General features: G+C 70.9%; 18 protein-coding genes. 6 read left to right on the top strand and 12 right to left on the bottom strand.

Translation table 11 applies throughout. The annotated features are described in order from the left end of the window. Positions 1-60 precede the first annotated feature (60 nt). From paaK to ASC77_RS14180, 5 genes are all read right to left on the bottom strand, one after another. The gene (gene paaK / locus ASC77_RS14200) at positions 61-1332 is read right to left on the bottom strand and encodes a phenylacetate--CoA ligase PaaK (protein ID WP_056153830.1); all 1272 of its coding nucleotides are present in this window, start codon (positions 1330-1332) and stop codon (positions 61-63) included. Between the two features lie 20 nt (positions 1333-1352). Continuing rightward, positions 1353-6845: a M1 family aminopeptidase gene (locus ASC77_RS14195; protein WP_056153828.1), complete on the bottom strand. Its 5493-nt coding sequence runs from the start codon at positions 6843-6845 to the stop codon at positions 1353-1355. Positions 6846-6982: 137 nt separating this feature from the next. Next, positions 6983-7717, bottom strand: coding sequence for a dienelactone hydrolase family protein (locus ASC77_RS14190; protein ID WP_056153825.1), 735 nt, complete (start codon positions 7715-7717; stop codon positions 6983-6985). A gap of 19 nt (positions 7718-7736) precedes the next feature. After that, a complete protein-coding gene (locus ASC77_RS14185) occupies positions 7737-8909 on the bottom strand; it encodes an acyl-CoA dehydrogenase family protein (RefSeq protein WP_056153821.1) in 1173 nt (390 codons plus the stop codon). Between the two features lie 117 nt (positions 8910-9026). Next, positions 9027-9878: a hypothetical protein gene (locus ASC77_RS14180; protein ID WP_056153817.1), complete on the bottom strand. Its 852-nt coding sequence runs from the start codon at positions 9876-9878 to the stop codon at positions 9027-9029. 150 nt (positions 9879-10028) lie between these two features. Here ASC77_RS14180 and ASC77_RS14175 point away from each other — a divergent pair, with 150 nt between their 5' ends. Genes ASC77_RS14175 through arfB form a run of 3 tightly spaced genes read left to right on the top strand, consistent with a single transcriptional unit; the run spans position 10029 to position 11245 of the window. Continuing rightward, positions 10029-10451 (top strand): CoA-binding protein, encoded by a 423-nt coding sequence (locus ASC77_RS14175; RefSeq protein ID WP_056153811.1) that lies wholly within the window; start codon positions 10029-10031, stop codon positions 10449-10451. 18 nt (positions 10452-10469) lie between these two features. After that, entirely contained in the window at positions 10470-10817 is a 348-nt protein-coding gene (locus ASC77_RS14170; RefSeq protein ID WP_056153808.1) for a YrdB family protein, read from the top strand. Further along, positions 10817-11245, top strand: coding sequence for an alternative ribosome rescue aminoacyl-tRNA hydrolase ArfB (arfB, locus tag ASC77_RS14165; RefSeq protein ID WP_200944980.1), 429 nt, complete (start codon positions 10817-10819; stop codon positions 11243-11245). The genes ASC77_RS14170 and arfB overlap by 1 nt, the downstream gene beginning before the upstream one ends. A gap of 3 nt (positions 11246-11248) precedes the next feature. Here arfB and ASC77_RS14160 read toward each other — a convergent pair whose 3' ends face one another. Genes ASC77_RS14160 through metG form a run of 4 tightly spaced genes read right to left on the bottom strand, consistent with a single transcriptional unit; the run spans position 11249 to position 15149 of the window. After that, positions 11249-11860: a LysE family translocator gene (locus tag ASC77_RS14160; RefSeq protein ID WP_056153806.1), complete on the bottom strand. Its 612-nt coding sequence runs from the start codon at positions 11858-11860 to the stop codon at positions 11249-11251. A gap of 16 nt (positions 11861-11876) precedes the next feature. Continuing rightward, entirely contained in the window at positions 11877-12701 is an 825-nt protein-coding gene (locus ASC77_RS14155) for a class I SAM-dependent methyltransferase (protein ID WP_056154184.1), read from the bottom strand. Further along, on the bottom strand, positions 12694-13362 hold the full coding sequence (locus ASC77_RS14150) for a glutamine amidotransferase-related protein (protein WP_056153799.1): 669 nt from the start codon (positions 13360-13362) through the stop codon (positions 12694-12696). The genes ASC77_RS14155 and ASC77_RS14150 overlap by 8 nt, the downstream gene beginning before the upstream one ends. Further along, complete coding sequence (gene metG / locus ASC77_RS14145; RefSeq protein WP_056153796.1) at positions 13359-15149, bottom strand: methionine--tRNA ligase; 1791 nt, start codon at positions 15147-15149, stop codon at positions 13359-13361. The genes ASC77_RS14150 and metG overlap by 4 nt, the downstream gene beginning before the upstream one ends. Before the next feature lie 59 nt (positions 15150-15208). Between metG and ASC77_RS14140 the strand changes: the two genes are divergently transcribed. Then, complete coding sequence (locus ASC77_RS14140; protein WP_056153792.1) at positions 15209-15892, top strand: GOLPH3/VPS74 family protein; 684 nt, start codon at positions 15209-15211, stop codon at positions 15890-15892. Here ASC77_RS14140 and ASC77_RS14135 read toward each other — a convergent pair. Next, positions 15885-16502 carry a DsbA family protein gene (locus tag ASC77_RS14135; RefSeq protein WP_056153788.1) on the bottom strand — a complete coding sequence of 206 codons (618 nt, stop codon included), beginning with the start codon at positions 16500-16502 and terminating at the stop codon, positions 15885-15887. The two genes, ASC77_RS14140 and ASC77_RS14135, sit on opposite strands and share 8 nt — an antisense overlap. 80 nt (positions 16503-16582) lie before the next feature. Here ASC77_RS14135 and pepN point away from each other — a divergent pair, with 80 nt between their 5' ends. Further along, positions 16583-19132: an aminopeptidase N gene (pepN, locus tag ASC77_RS14130; protein ID WP_056154181.1), complete on the top strand. Its 2550-nt coding sequence runs from the start codon at positions 16583-16585 to the stop codon at positions 19130-19132. An 87-nt stretch (positions 19133-19219) separates the two neighbouring features. Here pepN and ASC77_RS14125 read toward each other — a convergent pair whose 3' ends face one another. Next, positions 19220-19600: a DUF5130 family protein gene (locus ASC77_RS14125; protein ID WP_056153785.1), complete on the bottom strand. Its 381-nt coding sequence runs from the start codon at positions 19598-19600 to the stop codon at positions 19220-19222. Continuing rightward, positions 19587-19940 carry a hypothetical protein gene (locus ASC77_RS14120; protein ID WP_056153782.1) on the bottom strand — a complete coding sequence of 118 codons (354 nt, stop codon included), beginning with the start codon at positions 19938-19940 and terminating at the stop codon, positions 19587-19589. The genes ASC77_RS14125 and ASC77_RS14120 overlap by 14 nt, the downstream gene beginning before the upstream one ends. Before the next feature lie 96 nt (positions 19941-20036). On the opposite strand from ASC77_RS14120, the gene ASC77_RS14115 reads away from it, so the two are divergent. After that, on the top strand, positions 20037-21077 hold the full coding sequence (locus tag ASC77_RS14115) for a mechanosensitive ion channel family protein (protein WP_235547643.1): 1041 nt from the start codon (positions 20037-20039) through the stop codon (positions 21075-21077). The last annotated feature ends 2 nt before the right edge of the window (positions 21078-21079 follow it).

Raw genomic sequence — 21079 nt, 5'->3', positions numbered from 1 at the left:
CGTTCCGGAACTCCCGATTGAACCGTCATAACTCTCGACTCGACGGTCAGAACTCCCGATTCAACCGGGGCGCTGGTCGCTGATCCGCTTCGCCTTGCCCAGCGACCGCTCCAGGGCGTGCGGCGCGAGCACCTCGACGCGGGCGGTGACGCCGATCCGCTGCTTGATCCGCTCCTCCAGCAGCGCGCCGAGCCCGCCGTCGTACGACGTGGTGGCGGCCTCGACCTGCACGGTCAGCTCGTCGAGGTTGCCGGGCCGGGTGAGCACGCACAGGTAGTGAGGCGCCAGCCCCTCGACGGTGAGGATCTGCTCCTCGACCTGGCTCGGGAAGACGTTGACCCCGCGCACGATCATCATGTCGTCGGTGCGTCCGGTGACCTTCTCCATCCGGCGGAAGGCCGGGTACGCCGTGCCCGGCAGCAGCCGGGTCAGGTCGCGGGTCCGGTAGCGGACCACCGGCATCGCCTGCTTGGTCAGCGAGGTGAAGACCAGCTCGCCGCGCTCGCCGTCGGGCACCGGCTCCAGGGTCACCGGGTCGACCACCTCGGGCAGGAAGTGGTCCTCCCAGACGTGCAGCCCGTCCTGGGTCTCCCCCGCCTCCGCGGACACGCCCGGCCCCATCACCTCCGAGAGCCCGTAGAGGTCGACCGCGCGCAGGCCGGAGCGCCGCTCGACCGCGCGCCGCATCTCGTCGGTCCACGGCTCGGCACCGAAGATGCCGACCTCCAGGCTGGTGCTCCGCGGGTCGACGCCCTGGCGCTCCAGCTCGTCGAGGATCGCGAGGAAGTACGACGGCGTCACCATGATCACCCGCGGCTCGAAGTCGAGGATCAGCTGCACCTGGCGCTCGGTCATGCCTCCACTGACGGGCACCACCGTGCACCCGAGTCGCTCCGCGCCGTAGTGCGCCCCGAGACCTCCGGTGAAGAGCCCGTAGCCGTAGGCGACGTGGACGACGTCACCGGGTCGCCCACCGGCCGCCCGGATCGAGCGCGCCATCAGCTCCGCCCAGGTGTCGATGTCGCCCTGCGTGTAGCCGACGACCGTCGCCTTCCCGGTCGTCCCGCTGGACGCGTGCACGCGCACCACCTGCTCGCGCGGCACCGCGAACATCCTGTACGGGTAGTTCGCCCGCAGGTCGGCCTTGGTCGTGAACGGGAACCGCGCGAGGTCGGCCAGCGAGCGCAGGTCGTCCGGGTGCACCCCGGCCGCGTCGAAGGCGTGGCGGTAGTGCGGCACCCGGTCGTACGCCGAGCGCAGCGTGGCCTCGAGGCGCTCCAGCTGGAGCGCCTCGAGGCCATCGCGTCCGAGGTCGGGGACCTGACCGGTCACCCGGTCAGGCTAGCCCCCGATCAGCGCTTCACCTTGGCGGTCGGGCTGCTGGACCTGACCACGGTCGTGTAGCCGGGCTTGGTCGCGGTCACGACGATGTGCAGCGGCTTGCCGACCATCGCCTTGCTGACCTTCAGCTTGGACTTCGTGGCCCCGGCGATCGCCTTGCTCCCGGCGTACCACCGGTAGCTCAGCTTCACGCCGGACTCCCACCTCACCGCCCGCAGGGTCAGCGTGCGACCGACCTTCGCCACGCCCGAGATGCTCGGCTTCGGGTGGCTGGCGAGTGTGCCCCGGGCGACCGCGGCGGTCGGGAGGCTCACCTCGCTCGCATCCGTGTAGCCGGCGGCAGAGCCCGTGACCCGCACGGTGATCCGCGCCCCGAGGTCGCCGGCCACCAACGGGTAGCTGCTGCCGGTCGCTCCCGGGATCGCGGTGCCACCACGGAGCCACTCGTAGGAGAACGTGACCCCGTCGTCCCACGTGCCCGTGCCCGCCTTGAGCACCGACCCGACCTTGGCGGTGCCGGTGATCGTCGGGGTCGGCGTCAGGACCTGGTCGCCCAGGCCGACGACGTCGGTCAGGCCGCTGGACCTGGTGACCGGCGTGTAGCCGGCCCTCGCCCCGGTGACCTCCACCCGCAGCCGGTGCCCGAGCTGCGAGACCGGGACGGCGTACGTCGCGCCGGTCGCGCCCTGGATGAGGTCCTCACCCGAGAACCAGGCATAGCTGAGGCTCACACCGTCGTCCCACGTGCCCGGACGTGCGGTGAGGGTCTCGCCGACCAGGGCCTCGCCCTCGACGGTCGGCGTCGGGGTCGAGGACTGGTCGCCGTCGACGACCGCCGCCGTCGGCACGCTGGTCCGCGCGACGGTCGTGTAACCGGCCTTGGCGCCCCTCACCGTCACGGAGATCGCGTCGCCCAGCCGACCGGGAGCGGGCGCGTACGTCGCCGCCGTGGCCCCGTCCACCGGCTCCCCGTCGGCGAGCCACTGGTAGGTGAGGACCGTTCCGTCGTCCCACGTGCCCGGGTGTGCCGTCAGCGTCACGCCGACCTTCGGCGTCCCGGTGATGGTCGGCACCGGAGTGTCCTCGAGGTCACCCTCGACGACCGCCGCCGACGGCGCGCTGGTCTTCGTCACCGTGGTGTAGCCGGCCTTGGTGCCGGTCACCGCGACGGTGATGGCGGCGCCGAGGTCGTCGGCCACGGGGTGGTAGAAGAGGTCGGTCGCCCCGTTGATCGGGTCACCGTCGGACAGCCACTGGTAGCTGAAGATCACGCCCGCGTCCCACGAACCGCGGATCGCCGACATGGTCCCCCCGACCTTGGCCGTTCCCCCGAGGGTCGGCGTGGGGGTCGCGGTCTGGTCGCCCGGGGCGACCGTGGACGTGGCCGCGCTCGTCTTCGACACCGTCTGGTAGCCGGTCTTCGTGCCGGTGACCCGCACCGTGATGACGGCGTCGAGCCAGCTGGCGCTCGGCGTGTACGTCGACCCGGTGGCGTCGGCGACCGAGTGACCGTCGGCGAACCACTGGTAGGCCAGCGACGTGCCGCTGTCCCAGGTGCCGGGGACCGCGGTGAGCTGGACGCCCACCTTCGGGGTCCCGGTGATGGTCGGCACCGGCGTCGCGGTCAGGTCACCGGCGGCCACGGCCGCGGTGGCCGCGCTCGTCCTGGTCACCGGCTCGTAGCCGGCCTTGGTGCCGGTCACCTTGACGGTGATGACGGCGCCGAGCTTGCCCGGACCCGGGGTGTACGTCGTGCCGGTGGCGCCGTCGACGGCCTGGTCGTCGGCGAACCACTGGTAGGCCAGCTCCGAGCCGCTGTCCCAGTCACCCGGGACCGCGGTGAGCTGGACGCCGACCTTCGGCGTACCCGTGATGGTCGGCACCGGGGTCGAGGCCAGGTCGCCCTTGGCCACCGCCTCGGTCGCCTCGCTGGTCCGGGTCGTCGGCTCGTAGCCCGCCTTCGTGCCGGTCACCTTGACGGTGATCGCGTCGCCGACCCTGCCGGCGCCCGGGGTGTACGTCGTGCCCGTGGCGCCGTCGACGGCCTCGTCGTCCGCGAACCACTGGTAGGCCAGCTCCGTGCCGTCGTCCCAGGTGCCGGGGGCGGCCGTCAGCGCGACCCCCACCTTCGGCGTACCCGTGATGGTCGGCACCGGGGTCGAGGCCAGGTCGCCCTTGGCCACCGCCTCGGTCGCGTCGCTCGTCCTCGTCGCCGTCTCGTAGCCCGCCTTGGTGCTGGTGACCGCGACCGTGATGACCGCGCCGGCCTGGCCCGCACCCGGGGTGTAGGTGCTCCCCGTGGCGCCGTCGACGGCGTCACCGTCCGCGAACCACTGGTAGGCCAGGGTCGTGCCGTCGTCCCACGTCCCGGGATCGGCCGCGAGCACGACGTCCACCTTCGGCGTCCCGGTGATCGTCGGCTTCGGCGTCAGCGTCTGGGCGAGCCCGACGATCGTGCTGGGGGCGCTCGTCTTGACGACGTCGTCGTACGCCGTCTTCTTGCTGGTGACCTGGAACGTCAGTGCCTTGCCGATCTGGTCCAGCGTCGGCGTGTACGACGTCGTCGTCGCACCGTCGACCGGAGTGCCGTCCACGAGCCACTGGTAGGTCCGGGTCGTGCCGGAGTCCCAGGTGCCGGGGACACCGGTGCTGGCGGAGCCCGCCCGTGGGGTGCCGGTGATCGTCGGCGTCGGCTGCAGCACCTGGGTGCCGTTCGCGATCGGCGCACTGCCGCTCGCCGTGACGCGGACGACCGGTGTGAGCCCGGGCTTGGTGCCCGTGACCGTGAGGGTCAGAGTGCGGCCGAGCTGCGCAGCGGTCGGGGTGATGGTGGCCCCGGTGCCGGCGGCTCCGGTGACGTTGGTGCCGTTGGCGGCCCACTGGAACGTCAGCACCGTGCCGGTGTCCCACAGCCCCAGGCTCGGCTCGAAGGGCGCGCCGACCTTCGGGGTCCCGTCGAGCACGGGGGTCGGCGTCTGCGCCAGGGCCGGACCAGCAGGCACGGCGTCGGTAGCTGCACTGGTCGAGCTCGCGGTGGTGAATCCGGACCGGGTGCCGGTCACGGTCACGGAGACCACCTGGCCCGCGGTCGGGTAGTAGACCGGGCCGGTCGCTCCGGTGATCGCGGTCCCGTTGTTGCGCCACGCGTAGGTGAACACGGTGCCGGGCGTCCAGGTGCCGGTCGAGACGGTCAGCGGCTGGCCGGCCTGGGGGGTGCCCACGATGGTCGGCGTGGAGGTGGCCATCGTGGCCCGACCGATCGCGCCGGTGGCGGCGCTGGTCGTGGACGTGCTGTTGAAGCCGGCCTGGGTGCCGGTCACCTTGACGGTGGCGGCGAGGCCGACGGCGTCGAAGGTGGGGGTGTAGGACGCACTGGTGGCACCAGGCACCGGGGTGCCGTCGACGAACCACTGGTAGGCGAAGGCGGTGCCGTCGGCCCAGCCGGTGGTGTCGGCGGTGAGCGGGGCCCCGACCGTCGGCGTGCCGCCGGTGATGGTCGGGACCGGAGCTGGCGAGATCGGAGCGGTTCCGACGGTGACGCTGGGTGCGCAGTCGAGGCAGGTGCCGCCGAGGGTGCTGGCCCGGGCGACGGCCTTGAGCGTGTTGCCCGTCGTCGCGGAGTTGACCGTGACGGGGATCGCGACGCTGGACGTGGCCGACAGTGCGGTCGCCGGGACGGTCCAGGTCAGGGTGGTGCCGTCGAGCGTCGTCCCGGCCGGCAGGGTGCCGATCGAGGCATCGTCGAGGACGTCGGCGAGGTCGACCGTGATGACGGTTCCGGAGGCCGGCATCGCGACCTTGCCGGTGTTGCGGGCGCTCAGGGTGTAGGTCACCGCGTCGCCGGCATTCACCTGCGTGGTCGGGCCGGCGAGGTCGAGGTTGAACTTGACGGGCCAGGCCGGCTTGCCGCTGGTGAACCACCAGGTCTGGAAGAACGAGCTCAGGTCCCGACCCGAGATGCTCTCCGCCATGGCCTCGAAGGCCGCCGTGCGACGCCCGGAGATCTGGCCGCCGCCGTAGGTCTGCTGGTACTGGCGCATCAGGGTCTCGAAGTCGGCGGCACCGATCGCGGTACGAAGGGCCTCGAGGGTGAAGGAACCCTTCTCGTAGACCTGCTGGCCGAAGAGGTCGCCGGCGTCGGTCATCGCCGCCGGTGCGACCGCGAAGGTGCCGCTCGTGGCAGACCGTGAGGTGTACAGCGCGAAGTTCTGCTGCTCGGTCGTGGTGGTCGAGGAGCCGGCGCTCTCGTAGGGGAACTGGAACTCGGAGTACTGGGCCGGGCCCTCGTTGAGGGTGATGTCGTTCCAGTCGGTCGGGGCGACCGCGTCGCCCCACCACTGGTGCATGATCTCGTGGTAGGTCGTGCCACGGCTCGCGCTGCTCGGGAAGAACGGGCGATCCTGGGTCTCCAGGGCGTAGTTGATACCGGTCGTGTTGTCAGTGACCAGGCCGGTGCTGTTGCCCGGGTAGGGTCCGTACTTGGTCTCGTAGAAGTCCAACAGCGCCTTCAGCTGGGCGCGCGTGCCCAGCGTCGTGGCCTGGTTGGCTTGGGAGAGGGCCGGATCGATGAACGTCCACTCCGGGATGGTGCGGCCGCTGGCCAGGACGATGTCCGAGGTGTAGATGTCGTAGCGGCCGACCGAGAAGAACGAGAGCTCGCTGGCCTGCTGCTCCTTCTGGTCCCAGACCCAGGTCGTCCGGGTGCCGTCGTCGCTCGGGGTTCGGGACAGGAGTTCGCCGTTGCTGACGACGCCGGCTTGGTAGGTCCGGTCGCCCCCGACGGCGATGTTGGACGTGCTCAGGGTCGTCGGTGCGTTGACCGTCCAGGTGTAGGTGGCCTTGTCCCGCGGAGTGTCGTTGTTCGGGAACAGGGTCATCGAGCCGACCGGCTGGTTGACGAACGTGGCGCCGTCGACGGTGTTGTTCCAGCCCTCGATGGAGTTGTCGGTATCGCGGTGGACGACTGGCTGGCCGGAGTACTTGACCACCGTGGTGAACTCGCCGCTCACCGGCGACGCCGGCGTGATGACCAGCTTGTGCTTGTCGGTCGTCGCGTCGGGGATCGTCGTGTTCTCGATGCGCTCGAACGTCGCCGGGACGCCGTTGACGGTCACCGAGTCCACGTTGAGCGTCGAGGCGGCGAGGGTGGTCGACGTGCCTTGGAAGTCGAACGAGTACGACGAGAGCGGAGCGCCCGTCGTGGTCGCGTCGATGGTCGCGGTCGCATTCGGCAGGTTGGTGGTCGAGGGACCGTTGTGCGTCGTCGCGATCGCCACGTCGACCCGGAAGTTGATGTCGTAGTGCGACACGTCGTAGCCGCCGTTGCCCTGGTTGGGGAAGAGCGAGTCGCCGGCGGTCTGCGCCCCGGCGACGGGGTCGGCGGCGAAGGCCGGTGCGGCCACCTGCGTCACCGCGAGGGTGCCCGCGGCGAGTGCCAGCGCCAGCCCCCTCACGACGTACCGTCCGAAACCGCGCGAGCTCGAGTGGGTGGTGCTGAGATTCATCCGTGATCCCCTGCGTCAGCCCGAGACGGCTGATGCGGCGCTTCCGGCCGCGCGATGACCGTAACGGCCCGTTGTTTCAACAGGATTACGGTTCTCGGCAGGTTGTCGGACAATCAGACATTGCGCAAGGGGGTGTCTCAGAGCGTGCGCGCGAACAGGTCCTCGAGTGCGGCGAAGTGGCGCTCGGTGGCGGCCTCGTCGTAGACCGACGTGTCGGACATCGAGTAGCCGTGGCCGGCGCCCGCGTAGATCTCGTTGACGTGCTCGCGGCCGGCGGCCGTGAGTGCCTGCCCGAGCGCCTCGACCTGCTCGACCGGCATCGAGGAGTCCTGGTCGGCGTGGCCGAAGACGTACGCCGCGGTCGACGGCGCGATCGCCAGGTGCGGGCTGTCCTCGGCGTCGGTCACCAGGCGGCCGCCGTGGAAGCCGCCCACGGCGGCGACCCGGCCCGGGAGCTGCCCGGCGGTGCGGACCGCGAGCCGTGCACCCATGCAGTAGCCGGTGACCCCGATCGGGCCGGGCCCGGCGTGCTGCTCGAGCGCGCCCACCCACGCCTCGGCATCGGGACCGGACTTGTCGGGCGTCAGGCCGCCGACCCGGTCCATCACGCCACCACCGAAGAAGGCCTCGCGCGCACCGGCGTCGCGCAGGTCGTCCTGCGGCGCCAGCTCCGCGGCGCGGCCGTCGCGGTAGAAGACGTGCGGTGCCAGCACGACGTAGCCCCATGACGCGATCCGGTCGGCCATCTCCTCGATCCGCGGCCGCAGCCCGATCGCGTCGACGTAGAAGAGGACCCCGGGCCTGCCCGCATCACCGGTCAGGTACGCCTCGGCGACTCCGTCTGCTGCCTGGATCTCGATCGTCTCGCCCATGGCCGCGACCGTACCCACCTCAGATGTTGCTCTGGACCCCGGCCAGCAGCTGGCGGCCGATGACGATGCGCTGCACCTGGTTGGTGCCCTCGTAGATCTGGGTGATCTTGGCGTCGCGCATCATCCGCTCGACCGGGTAGTCGCGGGTGAAGCCGTAGCCGCCGAGCACCTGGACGGCGTCGGTGGTCACCTGCATCGCGACGTCGGAGGCGAAGCACTTGGCCGAGGCGCCGAAGAAGGTGAGGTCCTTGTCGCCACGCTCGGACTTGCCGGCGGCGGCGTACGTCATCTGGCGGGCGGCCTCGACCTTCATGCCCATGTCGGCGAGCAGGAACTGGAGTCCCTGGAAGTCGCTGATCGGCTTGCCGAACTGCTTGCGCTCCTGGGCGTAGCCCAGCGCGTAGTCGAGCGCGCCCTGGGCGATGCCGACGGCCTGCGCGGCGATCGTGACGCGGGTGTGGTCGAGGGTGCGCATCGCGGTCTCGAAGCCGGTGCCCTCGGCGCCGATCATCCGGTCGGCAGGGATCCGGACGTTGTCGAGGTAGACCTCGCGGGTGGGGCTGCCCTTGATGCCGAGCTTCTTCTCGGGGGCGCCGAAGGAGACGCCCTCGTCGGACTTCTCGACGACGAACGCCGAGATGCCCTTGCTCCGCTTCTCGGGGTCGGTCACCGCCATCACGGTGTAGTACTCCGAGACGCCGGCGTTGGTGATCCAGCGCTTCACGCCGTTGAGCACGAAGTGGTCGCCGTCGCGCACGGCGCGGGTCTTCATGCCGGCAGCGTCGGAGCCGGCGTCGGGCTCGGAGAGGCAGTACGAGAAGCCGCCCTCGCCGGCGGCGAGCTTGCCGAGGTAGTGCTTCTTGAGCTCCTCGGAGCCGGAGAGCTGCACGGGCAGAGAGCCGAGCTTGTTGACCGCCGGGATCAGGCTGCTGCTCGCACAGGCCCGGGCGACCTCCTCGATGACGATCACGGTCGCCAGGGCGTCGGCCCCGGCCCCGCCGTACTCCTCCGGCACGTGCGGCGCGTGGAAGTCCGCGGCCAGGAGGGCGTCGGCCGCCTCCTGGGGGTAGCGGGCGTTCTCGTCGACGTCGGCGGCATGCGGGGCGACCTTGGCGTCGCAGATCGCGCGGACGGCCTCGCGGACGGCCTGGTGCTCCTCGGAGAGGGCGAACATCGGGAAGTCGGAGCTCATGGGGCCAAATCTACGGGTAGGTAACCGACCCCTCACGCCCGGGCCACCGGCGTGAAATGGCGGACGCCCGGCCGGGGCAGAACCCGGCCGGGCGTCCGACGTGCTAGCGACCGATGGTCACTTGAGCTTCTTGATCACAGCCTTGCCGGCCTTGACGTAGCCGTCGCCCGAGTAGGTGATCGTGACCTTCTTGCCCTTGGCGGCCTTCGGCAGCGTGAGGACGGCCTTGCCCTTCTTGAGGGCCTTGGTGACCTTCTTCGAGCCGTACTTCGCGGTGACCTTGCCGGTCGGCTTGATCTTCGAGTCGGAGCGGGTGACCGCGACCGTCACGGCGTAGCCCTTCTTGACCTTCTTGGCCTTCGGCGTGATGGTGCCGGTGCCCTTGGTGACCTTGACGGTGCCGAGGTCGCCCGGCGCCGCGCTGGTGCACGACACGAGGACCGGGGTGCCGCCGACGGTGAGGTCGCCGCTGGCCGTGGTCGGCGTGAACGTGAAGCTCTTCGGGAGCTGCACCTTGTCGGTGCCGGCCTTGGGCAGGGTGAACGCGCCGACGGAGCCGGTGCCCGCCATCGTCGCGCTGCCGTCGCTCTGCGGGGTCGGCGCGCCGAAGACCAGCGGGGCCGCCAGCGTCGTGGTGCCGAGCGAACCGGCGTAGTCGTCGATGCGGCCGCCGTTGACACCGGCGCCACCCAGCGTCGTCGCGGTCGACGACGGGATCGTGACGAGGGCGTCCAGGTTGAGCAGGCCGGCCGGGAAGCTCTGGCCCGCGGTCGCGGTCGCGGGGATGACCGGCGTGCTGATCTTGAGCGTGAACGTGCCCTGGGACGCGCCGAAGGCCGTGCAGTCGTAGCTCGAGGTGTTGTCGACCGCGTTGGCGGCCGTGGCGCTGACACCGACGAGGGCACCGGCGGCCAGCGCGGTGGCGACACCGGCGATCGCGGTACGGGCGGTGAGGTGACGAAGATTCATGAAAGTGCTCCCTCCCGAGCAACTAGGACTTCACTACCAGGCGGTAGCAGAGACGGCGGTCACACTAACCCGCACGGCGACCAGGAACAGCAGAACCCCCCGGAAACAGATCATTTCCTCAGGTTCGGGGCTCCGGCCTACGCTCAGGGCATGGATCGATCCGGGGCGCACTGGCAGGAGCACGCGGCGGTCGACCTCATGCTCGATGACTGCCAGACCTGGGCGGTGGTCGGTCTCTCCGGCGACCCGAGCCGTACGGCGTACGAGATCGCGGCGCTCCTCCAACGGCGGGGAAAGCGGATCGTCCCGGTCCACCCGTCGGCCCCGACCGTGCTCGGTGAGCAGGGCTACGCGACGCTGGCCGACATCCCCTTCCCCGTCGACGTCGTCGACGTGTTCCGTCGCTCCGAGGCGGCCGGCGAGTTCGCCGACCAAGCGGTCGCGGTCGGGGCGCGCGGGGTCTGGTTCCAGCTCGGCGTGGTCGACGAGGACGCCTTCGAGCGCACGACCGCCGCCGGCGTCCCGATGGTCATGGACACCTGCCCGGCAATCGAGTGGCGCCGCCGCGGCTGAGCGTGGTCGGGTAGCGACATGGTGGGCTTCGGGTGGCTGGTGCTGACGCTCGTCTTCGTCGACGAGCTGCTCGCCGTCGCCGCGTTCGGGGTCTGGGGCTGGCAGCAGGACCCGCGCTGGCTGTGGGTGTGGCTGCTGCCGCTGGTCGCGATGGCCGCGTGGTACCTCTTCGCCTCGCCGAAGGCGCAGTACGGCGGTCGCCTGCGCCGGCCGGTGGTGAAGGTCGTGGTCTTCGGCCTCGCCTCGCTCGCGCTGTGGGACGCCGGACACCCGGTCTGGGCTGCGGTGCTGCTGGTCTTCTCCGTCGTCGTCAACGCCCTCGCCCAGGTCCCCGCGATCGCCACCCTCGCGACCGAGGCCGAGTGATGGACGTCCGCGTCCCCGCCGGACCGGGGGTGCCCGAGGGGCTGGTGATCACGGCCGGCGAGCTGGTCGAGCGGTTCAGCCGCTCCCCCGGACCGGGCGGTCAGTCGGTCAACACCACCGACAGCCGGGTCGAGCTCGAGTGGGACGCCGCGACGTCCACGGCGCTCACCGACACCCAGCGCTCCCGGCTCCTGTCCCGACTGCCCGCGCCCGTCATCCGGGTCGTCGCGACCGAGCACCGTTCCCAGCACCGCAACCGGGTCGCCGCGCGCGAGCGCCTGGCCGAGCAGGTGCGCACGGCGCTCGCACCCCCGCCGCCGACCCGGCGCGCCACCCGACCCACCCGCGGCTCCAAGGAGCGCCGGCTCGAGGCCAAGAAGCAGCGCGGCGAGACGAAGTCGCTGCGCGGCAGGGTGCGCGACAGCTGAGCGCTACCGGCTCTCCACCGCCAGGCGGGCGCTGAGCGCGACGAACGACGCCGCGAACGCCTGCCGGATCCGGCGCACCAGCCGCGGGCGGCTGAGCACCCGGTCGCGGAGGGCCGCCGCGCCGGCGCCGTACGCCGCGAACACGACGAACGTCATCGCCATGAAGACGGCGCTGAGCAGCAGCATGCGCGCGAGCTGGTGCGGCGAGCCGGCCGGGACGAACTGCGGCAGGAACGCGAAGAAGAAGATCGTCAGCTTGGGGTTGAGCAGGTTGAGCGTGATCCCGGACGCGATCACCTGGCGACGGCTCGCCGGGCCGGCGTCGGTGTCGACGCTCAGGGCGCCGGTGTCGCGCCACGTCGACCACGCCATCCACAGCAGGTAGGCCACGCCCAGGTACTTGATCGTCTGGAAGGCGACGCCGCTGGCGTGCAGGACGGCCGCGAGGCCGGTGACGGCGGCGAGCAGGTGCGGGACGATGCCGAGGGTGCACGCGAACGCCGCGAGGACGCTCGCCCGGGTCCCGCGGGCCAGCCCGGCCCCGATCGTGTAGAGCGCGCCGGTGCCGGGGGTCGCGACGATGACGAGTGCCGTCACCAGGAACGCCGGGCTCATGGCCGCGACAGTACCGTCAGGCGCGCGCCCGGAGCAGGTGCGCGCCGCCGGTCTCGGTGCCCCCGGGGCGCCCCAGGAACCGCTCGCGGATCTGGGGTCGGTCGAGGTCCTCGACCTCCGTGAAGCCGAGCTCGGCGAGCAGCGCGTGCAGTGCCTCGGTCTCGAGCCCGTCGGACAGCGGCTCGCCCACCTCGGCGACCCGCGCGATCAGGTCGGCTCGGTCTCCCTGGGCGGTGAGACGGAGCTGGTGGGCCGGGTTCGTGTAGTCGAGGACGACCTCGCCGCCGGGCACCGAGGCGATGGCCCGGAGCGTCGCGGTCACGGCCTCCTCGGACAGGTAGGGCACGACCCCGAGCCAGAGGAAGAACGCCGGCGCGGAGTCGTCGAAACCGGCCTCCGCGAGCCGCGCGACCAGGTCGTCGGTCTCGAAGTCGACGCCGACGTACGCGACGTTCTCCGGCACCTCGATGCCGGCGTCCGCGAGCCGCTCGCGCTTCCACGCGCCGGTCGCTGGGAAGTCGACCTCGAAGACCCGCGTGCCCGCGAACGGGTTGCGGTAGGCGAAGGTGTCGAGGCCGGCCCCCAGCACGACGACCTGCGCGGTGCCGCGCTCGACGGCGGCGGCCAGGGAGTCCTCGGCGAAGCGGTGCCGGGCGGCGATGAAGACGCGCAGCCGGGGCCGCGCGGTCGCCTCCGGCTCGGCGAGCGTCGCCTCGCGGTCGAGGCCCAGGATCCGCCAGGCGAGGGGGTCCCGGAAGATCCGGCCACCGTCGACGTCCTGGTGGACGGCGCGGTACGTCGCCGCCCCGAAGGCGGTCCGGCTGGGCTCTCCCTCACGCATGCCCAGCACCCTGCCGTACGGCGTCGGTGAAGGCCTGCACCAGCGGGTGCACCGGCGCACCGGCGAGGGCGCCGATGTGGGGCTGGAACATGCTGGCGACGTAGAACGGGTGGTCGGGGAACTCCAGCACCTCCGCGCCGGCGTCGTCGGCGGTCGCGCCGACGACGACCCCCGCGGCGACCAGGCGGTCGACGACCTCGGCGGTCGGCGCATAGCTGCAGAAGTGCATGCCGGTGAACGGCTCGTCGACCCAGGCCGCGAAGCGGGTGCCGGCGACCGGGGTCACCACGCGCTCCTCGCCGTACAGGCTGCACGCGAGCGCCGTCACCACGTTGTCGTCGCCCTCGCCGTCGGACTCCGCGTGGGTGGCGGCCTCACCCAGCACGCTGCGGACGAACTCGACCACGGCGTACTGCATGCCTCCGCAGGAGCCGAGGAACGGGATGCCGCGCTCGCGGACCACGGTCAGCGCACGCAGCACCGCGGCGTCGTCGGCGTACGGCGAGCCCGGCACCAGCCAGACCCCGTCGTACTCCTCGATGGCGAAGCCGGAGTCGCTCGGCACCCAGACCGTGTCGACGTCCAGCATCGGGCGCAGCGCGTTGAGCTCCTGGTGGCTGCGGTGGCCGCGGTCCTCCCCGAGCAGGGCGACCGTGCTCACTCGGCCGCCAGCCGGCCGAGCTCCTCGTCCACGATCGACGGGTCCAGCTTGGTGAAGATCGGCGTCGGCTTCGCGACCGGCGTCCCCGGGACCAGCGGCTTGCGCTCCCAGGCCGGCACACCGGTGTAGTCGCCGGTGATGATCGGGTACGGCGCGCCGCCGTCGAGGTCCTCGGCCTCCTCGATGCGCGGCATCGGGGCGATGTCGCCCGCGCCGCCGAGGGCCTTGTCGACCTCGTTGGCCGCGAACGGCAGGAACGGGCTGAGGATCAGGTTGAGGTCGGCGACGCACTGGGCCATCACGGCCAGGACGGTCCCGAGCCGCTCGGGGTCGTCCTTGATCTTCCAGGGCTCCGAGTCCGACACGTACTTGTTGACCTCGGCGACCGTCCGCATCGCCTCCGTGATCGCCTGCTTCTGGCGGTGCCGCCCGATGAGGTCGCCGACGACGCCGAAGGCGGCGTCCACGGTGTCGAGGATCGTCTGGTCCTCGGCGCTCAGCTCGCCGGCCTTCGGGAGCTCGCCGAAGTTCTTGGCGATCAGCGTGGCCGTGCGGTTGACGAGGTTGCCCCACCCGGCGACCAGCTCGTCGTTGGTGCGCCGTACGAACTCCGACCAGGTGAAGTCGGAGTCCTGGTTCTCCGGACCGGCGGCCGCGACGAAGTAGCGGAACGCGTCGGGCTGGTAGCGGCTCAGCAGGTCGCGCACGTAGATGACGACGCGCTTGGAGGAGGAGAACTTCTTGCCCTCCATGGTCAGGAACTCGCTGCTCACGACCTCGGTCGGCAGGTTGAGCACGCCGAGCTCGCGCGGGCTCCCGCCCTTGTCGCCCTTGCCGGAGTAGGCGAGCAGCTCGGCGGGCCAGATCTGGCTGTGGAAGGTGATGTTGTCCTTGCCCATGAAGTAGTAGGACAGGGCCTCGGGGTCGTTCCACCACTCGCGCCAGCGCTCCGGCTCGCCCGTGCGGCGCGCCCACTCGATCGACGCGGACAGGTAGCCGATGACCGCGTCGAACCAGACGTAGAACTTCTTGGTCGGGTTCTCGCGCCAGCCGTCGAGCGGGATCGCGATGCCCCAGTCGATGTCGCGGGTCATGGCCCGCGGGCGGATCTCCTTGAGGATGTTCTGGCTGAAGCGGATGACGTTCGGGCGCCACGTCTCCGAGGCGGCACGCTCGTCGAGCCACTCCCCCAGCGCGTCGGCCAGCGCCGGCAGGTCGAGGAAGAAGTGCTGGGTCTCGATGAACTCCGGCGGCTGCCCATCGATCTTCGACACCGGGTTGATCAGGTCCTGCGGGTCGAGCTGGTTGCCGCAGTTGTCGCACTGGTCACCGCGCGCGCCGTCGTACCCGCAGATCGGGCAGGTGCCCTCGATGTAGCGGTCCGGCAGGGTGCGGCCGGTGGCAGGCGAGATTGCGCCGTACGTCGTCTGCTCGACGAAGTAGCCGTTCTCGTAGACACCGAGGAAGAGCTCCTGCACGACCGCGTGGTGGTTGCGCGCCGAGGTGCGGGTGTAGAGGTCATAGGTCAGGCCGAGCGAGGCGAGGTCCTCGGCGATGATCCGGTGGTTGCGGTCGGCGAGCTCCTGGGGCGTCACCCCGGCCTCCCCCGCCGCGATCAGGATCGGCGTCCCGTGCTCGTCGGACCCGGAGACCATGAGCACGTCGTGGCCCGCCATCCGCATGTACCGACTGAAGACGTCGGAGGGCACGCCGAAACCGGCCACGTGGCCGATGTGGCGTGGGCCGTTCGCGTACGGCCAGGCGACAGCGGACAGAACTTTGCTCATGAGGTGATCCTAGGGACGACGCGCTAGTGGGTTCTTCCGGGACTGGCTACCGTCGGCCCATGGTGACCCTGATCTCGGAGGACCTGCTCCTGCTGCTGCTCGACGACGCCAGCGGCAAGCTCACCGGGACGTCGTACCCGCAGCCCGCGCTCGGTGGCGCGCTCCTGATCGAGCTCGCCCTCTCGGGTGCCGCCGAGGTCGAGGAGAAGACGTCGGTGTGGCGCTCCGCCAAGGTCCGGGCGGTGCCCGGGAACACACCCGAGGACCCGATCCTCAGGACGGCGTACGACGTCGTCGCCGCGAGGGAACGCGGCGCCCAGGACCTCGTCGAGCGCCTGGGCAAGGGCGCCAAGGAGCAGCTCGCCGACCGGCTGGTCGAGCGGGGCATCCTCGAGCGGCGCGAGGACAAGGTGCTCGGCCTGTTCCCGCGCACCCGCTGGCCCGCGGTCGACTCGACCCACGAGGAGCAGGTACGCCGCGCGCTCACGGCCAGCCTGGTCGGCGGGGCCGAGCCGGACCAGCGCACGGGCGCCCTCGTCGCCCTGCTGTCCGCGATCGACAAGGCCCACAAGGTGGTCGACCACGAGGGGATGTCGTCGCGCGACGTGCGCAAGCGCGCCAAGCAGGTCAGTGAGGGTGCGTGGGCGGCCAAGGCCGTGCGCGACGCCATCGCCGCCTCGACGGCGGCCATCGCCGCGGTGGCCGCCTCGACGGCGGCCGCCACGGCGGCGACGTCTAGCTGAAGTCGAGGTCCTCGGTGCGGCTGCGCTTCAGCTCGTAGAAGTGGTCGAACTTCGAGAGCGTGATGAAGGCGTCCCACATCTCGCCGGCGTCCTCGCCCTTCGGCGACTTGCTGATCACCGGGCCGAAGAACGCGTGCCCCTCGAAGGCGATCGTCGGCGTGCCGACCTCGTTGCCGACCTGGTCCATGCCGCGGCGGTGCGACTCGCGGATCGCGTCGTCGTACGACGAGTCGTCCATCGCGTCGGCCAGCGAGACGTCGAGCCCCGCCTCCTCGAGGGCGGCCTCGATCATGGCGCGGTCCTTGTCCTGCTTCTGGACGTGGATGCGGGTGCCGAGCGCGGTGTAGAGCGGCAGGAGCGCCTCCTGGCCGTACTTCTCCTTGGCCGCCTGGACGACGCGCACCGGCTGCCAGGCCGTCTTGAGGAACTCCCGGTACTCGTCCGGGATGTCCCTGTCCTCGTTGAGGAAGGCCAGGCTCATGATGTGCCAGGTCACCGAGATGTCGCGGACCTTCTCGACCTCGAGGATCCAGCGCGAGGTGATCCAGGCGAAGGGGCAGGCGGGGTCGAACCAGAAGTCGGCGTTCGTCTTCGACGCAGTCGTGGTCATACCTGGTGCAAACCCCGCGGCCGCCCGACTATTCCCCGGCGCTTTTCCGCGGCGTGGCGCCGAGTGGCAGGATGCTCGGCATGCCTGGAACCAACCTCACCAGGGACGAGGCCGCCACCCGCGCCGCCCTCCTGGACGTCACGTCGTACTCCATCGACCTGGATCTCACGACCGGCGACAAGACCTTCGGCTCAACCACCACGATCCGGTTCACCGCGACCGAGCCCGGTGCCGAGACCTTCGCCGACCTCGTGGACGCGATCGTCCACGAGATCACCCTCAACGGCGAGTCGCTCGACCCGGCCACGGCGTACGCCGACAGCCGGATCACGCTCCCCGGCCTGCAGGCGGAGAACGAGCTCGTCGTCCGCGCCGACTGCACCTACTCCCACACGGGCGAGGGACTGCACCGCTTCGTCGACCCGGTCGACGACCGCGTCTACCTCTACTCGCAGTTCGAGGTGCCGGACGCCCGCCGCGTGTTCACCACCTTCGAGCAGCCCGACCTGAAGGCGCCGTTCACCTTCACCGTGACGGCCTTCGACCACTGGAAGGTCGTCTCCAACTCCCCCTCGCCCGAGCCGGAGCCCCTCGACGAGGCCGGCGAGAGCGGCAAGGCGGTGTGGAGCTTCGCCCCGACCAAGCCGATGTCGACGTACATCACGGCGATCGTCGCCGGTGAGTACCACGAGGTCCAGCACGTCTACCACGGCAAGCACGGCGACATCCCGCTCGGCCACTACTGCCGCCAGTCCCTCGTGGAGCACCTCGACGTCGACGTGCTCGTCGAGCTGACCCAGCAGAGCTTCGCGTTCTTCGAGGAGCAGTTCGACTACCCGTACCCCTTCGGCAAGTACGACCAGCTCTACGTGCCGGAGTACAACATGGGCGCGATGGAGAACGCCGGCTGCGTGACGCTGCGCGACGAGTACCTCCCCCGCAGCCGCCAGCCGCGCTCGTTCTACGAGTTCCGCGCCTCCGTCATCACCCACGAGATGGCGCACATGTGGTTCGGCGACCTCGTCACCATGCAGTGGTGGGACGACCTGTGGCTCAACGAGTCGTTCGCCGAGTGGGCCTGCTACTGGTGCGAGGCCGAGGCCACGGAGTACACCGACGCCTGGACCGGCTTCACCAACGCGCGCAAGCAGACGGGCTACCGGGCCGACCAGCTGCCGAGCACGCACCCGATCGCGGCCGACAACGTCGACCTGCACGCCGTCGAGGTCAACTTCGACATGATCACCTACGCCAAGGGCGCGTCGGTGCTCAAGCAGCTCGTCGCGTGGGTCGGGCTGGACCCGTTCCTCGCCGGCCTGCGCCAGTACTTCAAGGACCACGAGTTCGGCAACGCCACCTTCGCCGACCTGCTGGTCGCGCTCGAGAAGGCGTCCGGCCGCGAGCTGCAGGGCTGGGCCCAGGAGTGGCTCCAGACCGCGGGCGTCAACACGCTGACCCCGTCCTTCGAGCTCGGCGCCGACGGCACCTACGACGCGTTCCGCATCGTGCAGACCGCCGCTCCCGAGCAGCCCACCCTGCGCCGGCACCGCCTCGGCATCGGCCTGTACGACGACGTCGACGGCCGGCTGGTGCGCCGCGAGTACGTCGAGGTCGACGTCGAGGGCGCCGAGACCGTGATCCCGGAGCTCGCCGGCAAGCAGCAGCCCGACCTGCTGCTGCTCAACGACAACGACCACGCGTTCGCCAAGATCCGGCTCGACGAGCGCTCGCTCGCGACCGTCACGTCGGGGCTCTCGAAGCTCGACGACTCGCTCGCGCGGGCCCTCGTGTGGAGCGCCGCCTGGGACATGACGCGCGACGCCGAGATGTCCGCGACCGACTTCGTCCACCTCGTGCTCGCCAACATCGGCGCCGAGACGGACGCGTGGGGCGTCACCCGGATCCCGACGTACGCCGCCCTCGCGGTCAACGCCTACAGCGCCCCGGAGCACCGGGCCGCGCTGCGCGACGAGTGGGAGTCCGGCCTGCGCGAGCTGCTGCTCGCCGCCGAGCCCGGCAGCGACCACCAGCTGACGTTCGCACGGTCGTACGCCGCCATCTCGCACGGCGAGCAGGCGTTCGCCGACCTCGAGGGTCTGCTCGACGGCAGCTGGTCCGTGGAGGGCCTCGCGGTCGACCAGGACCTGCGCTGGGTCCTCGTCACCGCCCTCGCCGCGGCCGGCCGGTCGGGCGAGGCCCTGATCGAGGCGGAGCTCGAGCGCGACAAGACGATCGCGGGCAAGGAGAAGGCGGCCGCCGCGCGCGTCGCCCAGCCCACCCCCGAGGCCAAGGCCGAGGGCTGGCGGGCGATCCTCGACCCGGGGACGCCCAACGAGACCTGCCGGGAGATGGTGTTCTCGATCTTCCGCTACGGGCAGGACGACGTGGTCCAGCCGTTCCTCGAGCAGTACCTCGAGGCCGCCGACACCGTCATCGACACCCTCGGCTTCCACAAGGGCTCCGTCGTGCTGGAGTTCGCCTTCCCGAAGGCGATCGGCTCCCCCGAGCTGCTCGAGCGCGTCGACGCCTGGCTGGCGAGCACCGACGCCCCGAAGGGCGCCGTCCGCTACGTCAACGAGGGCCGGGCCGACGTCGCCCGTGCCCTGGCCGCCCAGGCCAAGGACGCCTGAGCGTTGAGTCGGGACTTCTGACGGTTGAGTCGAGAGATTCGACTGTCAGAAGTCCCGACTCGAGCGTCAGAACTCTCGATTCGACCTTCAGTCGGCGTGCAGCGTCTCGGGGGCGCGCGCGTGCTCGGCGAGCATCTGGATGCCACGCCGCAGGCCGCCGACCAGGTCACCGCTCTCGAACGACGTCTGCATCTGCAGCGTCGTGAGCTCGACCTCCTGGTCGGTGATGTTGCGGCGTACGGCGCCGCCGGTGACGATCTCGAGGACCCGGGCGGCCGGGTCGAGCATGATCAGGATGCTGCGGGACGGGGCGACCAGGGAGTTGTGCAGCTGCGTCGCGAAGGCACGGGGGTCCCCGCTGGAGCGACCGACGAAGACGCTGAACTCGAAGCGCGAGACCTGCTCGGCGCCGCGGATCGCCTCGTCGATCTGGTAACGCTCGGCGCTGTTGAACTCACCAACGCCCACTTGCCCCACCGGCCTTCGACTCGTCGTTGTCGGGAGCGGGCAGCTCTGCGGTGCCCTTGCTGGGCCCGCCGAACCACTGGTCCTGGGTGGCCTGGCCGCCGGGAGTGAACCGCTCGCCCTTGATGACACCGGGGATCACGACCAGCGCCGTGATCACCAGGAAGATCAGCAGCGGGACGCCGACCAGGAGCAGGACCGCCTCGACCGGGTCGACGTCGGAGGGGTTGCTCCAGCCCTCCGGGACGTCTGCACCGGCGGGTCCGCCGGCCGCGAGGACGAGGGCCCCCGCGACGAGGAGCACGGAGGTACGACGGGCGCGGCGGGCGAGCTTCGTGGTCACGGACGGAATCGTATCGGGTCGGATAGGTCACACGCCCCACGGGGACGGGCCGCGTGGGCTCGTCCGTGGTTGATGGGTGCGGTAGACATGGGGCCCATGTTGGGCTTCGACGACACGACCTGTGACGGCTCCGATGCGCTCTGCAGGGCCGTCTTCAGCTGGACCGACAACCAGAAGCTCGCCAACGCCTCCGACATCATCATCGGCAAGCCCCTGGCCCTCCTCTGGCTGCTGGTCCTCTTCCTCGTCGTCCGGTGGATCCTGCACCGGCTGATCGACCGCCTCGCGTTGCGTGCCGAGGACGGCGTGCTGCCCGACCGGATGAGCAGGTTCGGCTCCCGCGGCAAGGCCGCCGAGGCCCGCGACCTCGCGACCGCCACCCGGCGGGTGCAGCGGGCGAAGACGATGGGCGACCTGCTGAAGAGCATCGTCACCGGGCTGCTGATCGCGATCTTCGGCACCATGGCCCTCAGCGAGCTCGGGGTGAACATCGCCCCGATCATCGCCTCCGCCGGCATCATCGGCCTCGCCTTGGGCTTCGGCGCCCAGTCGCTGGTCAAGGACTTCCTGTCCGGCATCTTCATGATCTTCGAGGACCAGTACGGCGTCGGCGACGTCGTCGACGTCGGGGAGGCCAGCGGCACGGTCGAGGCCGTCAGCCTGCGGGTCACCCGACTCCGCGACCTCAACGGCACGGTCTGGTACGTCCCCAACGGCGAGATCCTGCGCGTCGGCAACATGAGCCAGAACTGGTCGCGGGCGGTCGTGGACGTCAACGTCGGCTACCAGGAGGACCTGGCCCGCGTCGAGCGGGTGCTGCGCGAGGTGGCCCACGACCTCTGGGAGGACGACGAGTACCGCGGCATCATCATCGAGGAGCCGGAGGTCACCGGCGTCGAGATGTTCACCGCCGACGGCGTCACGCTGCGCGTCCTGATCAAGACCGCTCCGATGGAGCAGTGGGGCGTGGCCCGCACGCTGCGCCAGCGGATCAAGGCCCGCCTCGACCACGAGGGCATCGACATCGCGCTGCCCCAGCGGGTGGTCTGGCACCGCGAGGAGCCGACCCCGGACACCCCCGCAGAGACGGCGTCGGGCTCCTCCCCCGCAGGGGAAGAGCCCGTCACCGGTGGTTGAGA

The sequence above is a fragment of the Nocardioides sp. Root1257 genome (assembly GCF_001425175.1).
Classification (GTDB): Bacteria; Actinomycetota; Actinomycetes; order Propionibacteriales; family Nocardioidaceae; genus Nocardioides.
The sequence above is the reverse complement of the archived record's forward strand: the minus strand, read 5'-3'. Positions and strand labels throughout refer to the sequence as shown.

Excerpts from the sequence above, each read along its gene's own strand:
- ASC77_RS14195 (WP_056153828.1), bottom strand. The coding sequence starts at position 6,845 with ATGAATCTCAGCACCACCCACTCGAGCTCGCGCGGTTTCGGACGGTAC.
- ASC77_RS14190 (WP_056153825.1), bottom strand. The coding sequence starts at position 7,717 with ATGGGCGAGACGATCGAGATCCAGGCAGCAGACGGAGTCGCCGAGGCG.
- ASC77_RS14185 (WP_056153821.1), bottom strand. The coding sequence starts at position 8,909 with ATGAGCTCCGACTTCCCGATGTTCGCCCTCTCCGAGGAGCACCAGGCC.
- ASC77_RS14180 (WP_056153817.1), bottom strand. The coding sequence starts at position 9,878 with ATGAATCTTCGTCACCTCACCGCCCGTACCGCGATCGCCGGTGTCGCC.
- ASC77_RS14175 (WP_056153811.1), top strand. The coding sequence starts at position 10,029 with ATGGATCGATCCGGGGCGCACTGGCAGGAGCACGCGGCGGTCGACCTC.
- ASC77_RS14170 (WP_056153808.1), top strand. The coding sequence starts at position 10,470 with ATGGTGGGCTTCGGGTGGCTGGTGCTGACGCTCGTCTTCGTCGACGAG.
- arfB (WP_200944980.1), top strand. The coding sequence starts at position 10,817 with ATGGACGTCCGCGTCCCCGCCGGACCGGGGGTGCCCGAGGGGCTGGTG.
- ASC77_RS14160 (WP_056153806.1), bottom strand. The coding sequence starts at position 11,860 with ATGAGCCCGGCGTTCCTGGTGACGGCACTCGTCATCGTCGCGACCCCC.
- ASC77_RS14155 (WP_056154184.1), bottom strand. The coding sequence starts at position 12,701 with ATGCGTGAGGGAGAGCCCAGCCGGACCGCCTTCGGGGCGGCGACGTAC.
- metG (WP_056153796.1), bottom strand. The coding sequence starts at position 15,149 with ATGAGCAAAGTTCTGTCCGCTGTCGCCTGGCCGTACGCGAACGGCCCA.
- ASC77_RS14140 (WP_056153792.1), top strand. The coding sequence starts at position 15,209 with ATGGTGACCCTGATCTCGGAGGACCTGCTCCTGCTGCTGCTCGACGAC.
- ASC77_RS14135 (WP_056153788.1), bottom strand. The coding sequence starts at position 16,502 with ATGACCACGACTGCGTCGAAGACGAACGCCGACTTCTGGTTCGACCCC.
- pepN (WP_056154181.1), top strand. The coding sequence starts at position 16,583 with ATGCCTGGAACCAACCTCACCAGGGACGAGGCCGCCACCCGCGCCGCC.
- ASC77_RS14115 (WP_235547643.1), top strand. The coding sequence starts at position 20,037 with ATGTTGGGCTTCGACGACACGACCTGTGACGGCTCCGATGCGCTCTGC.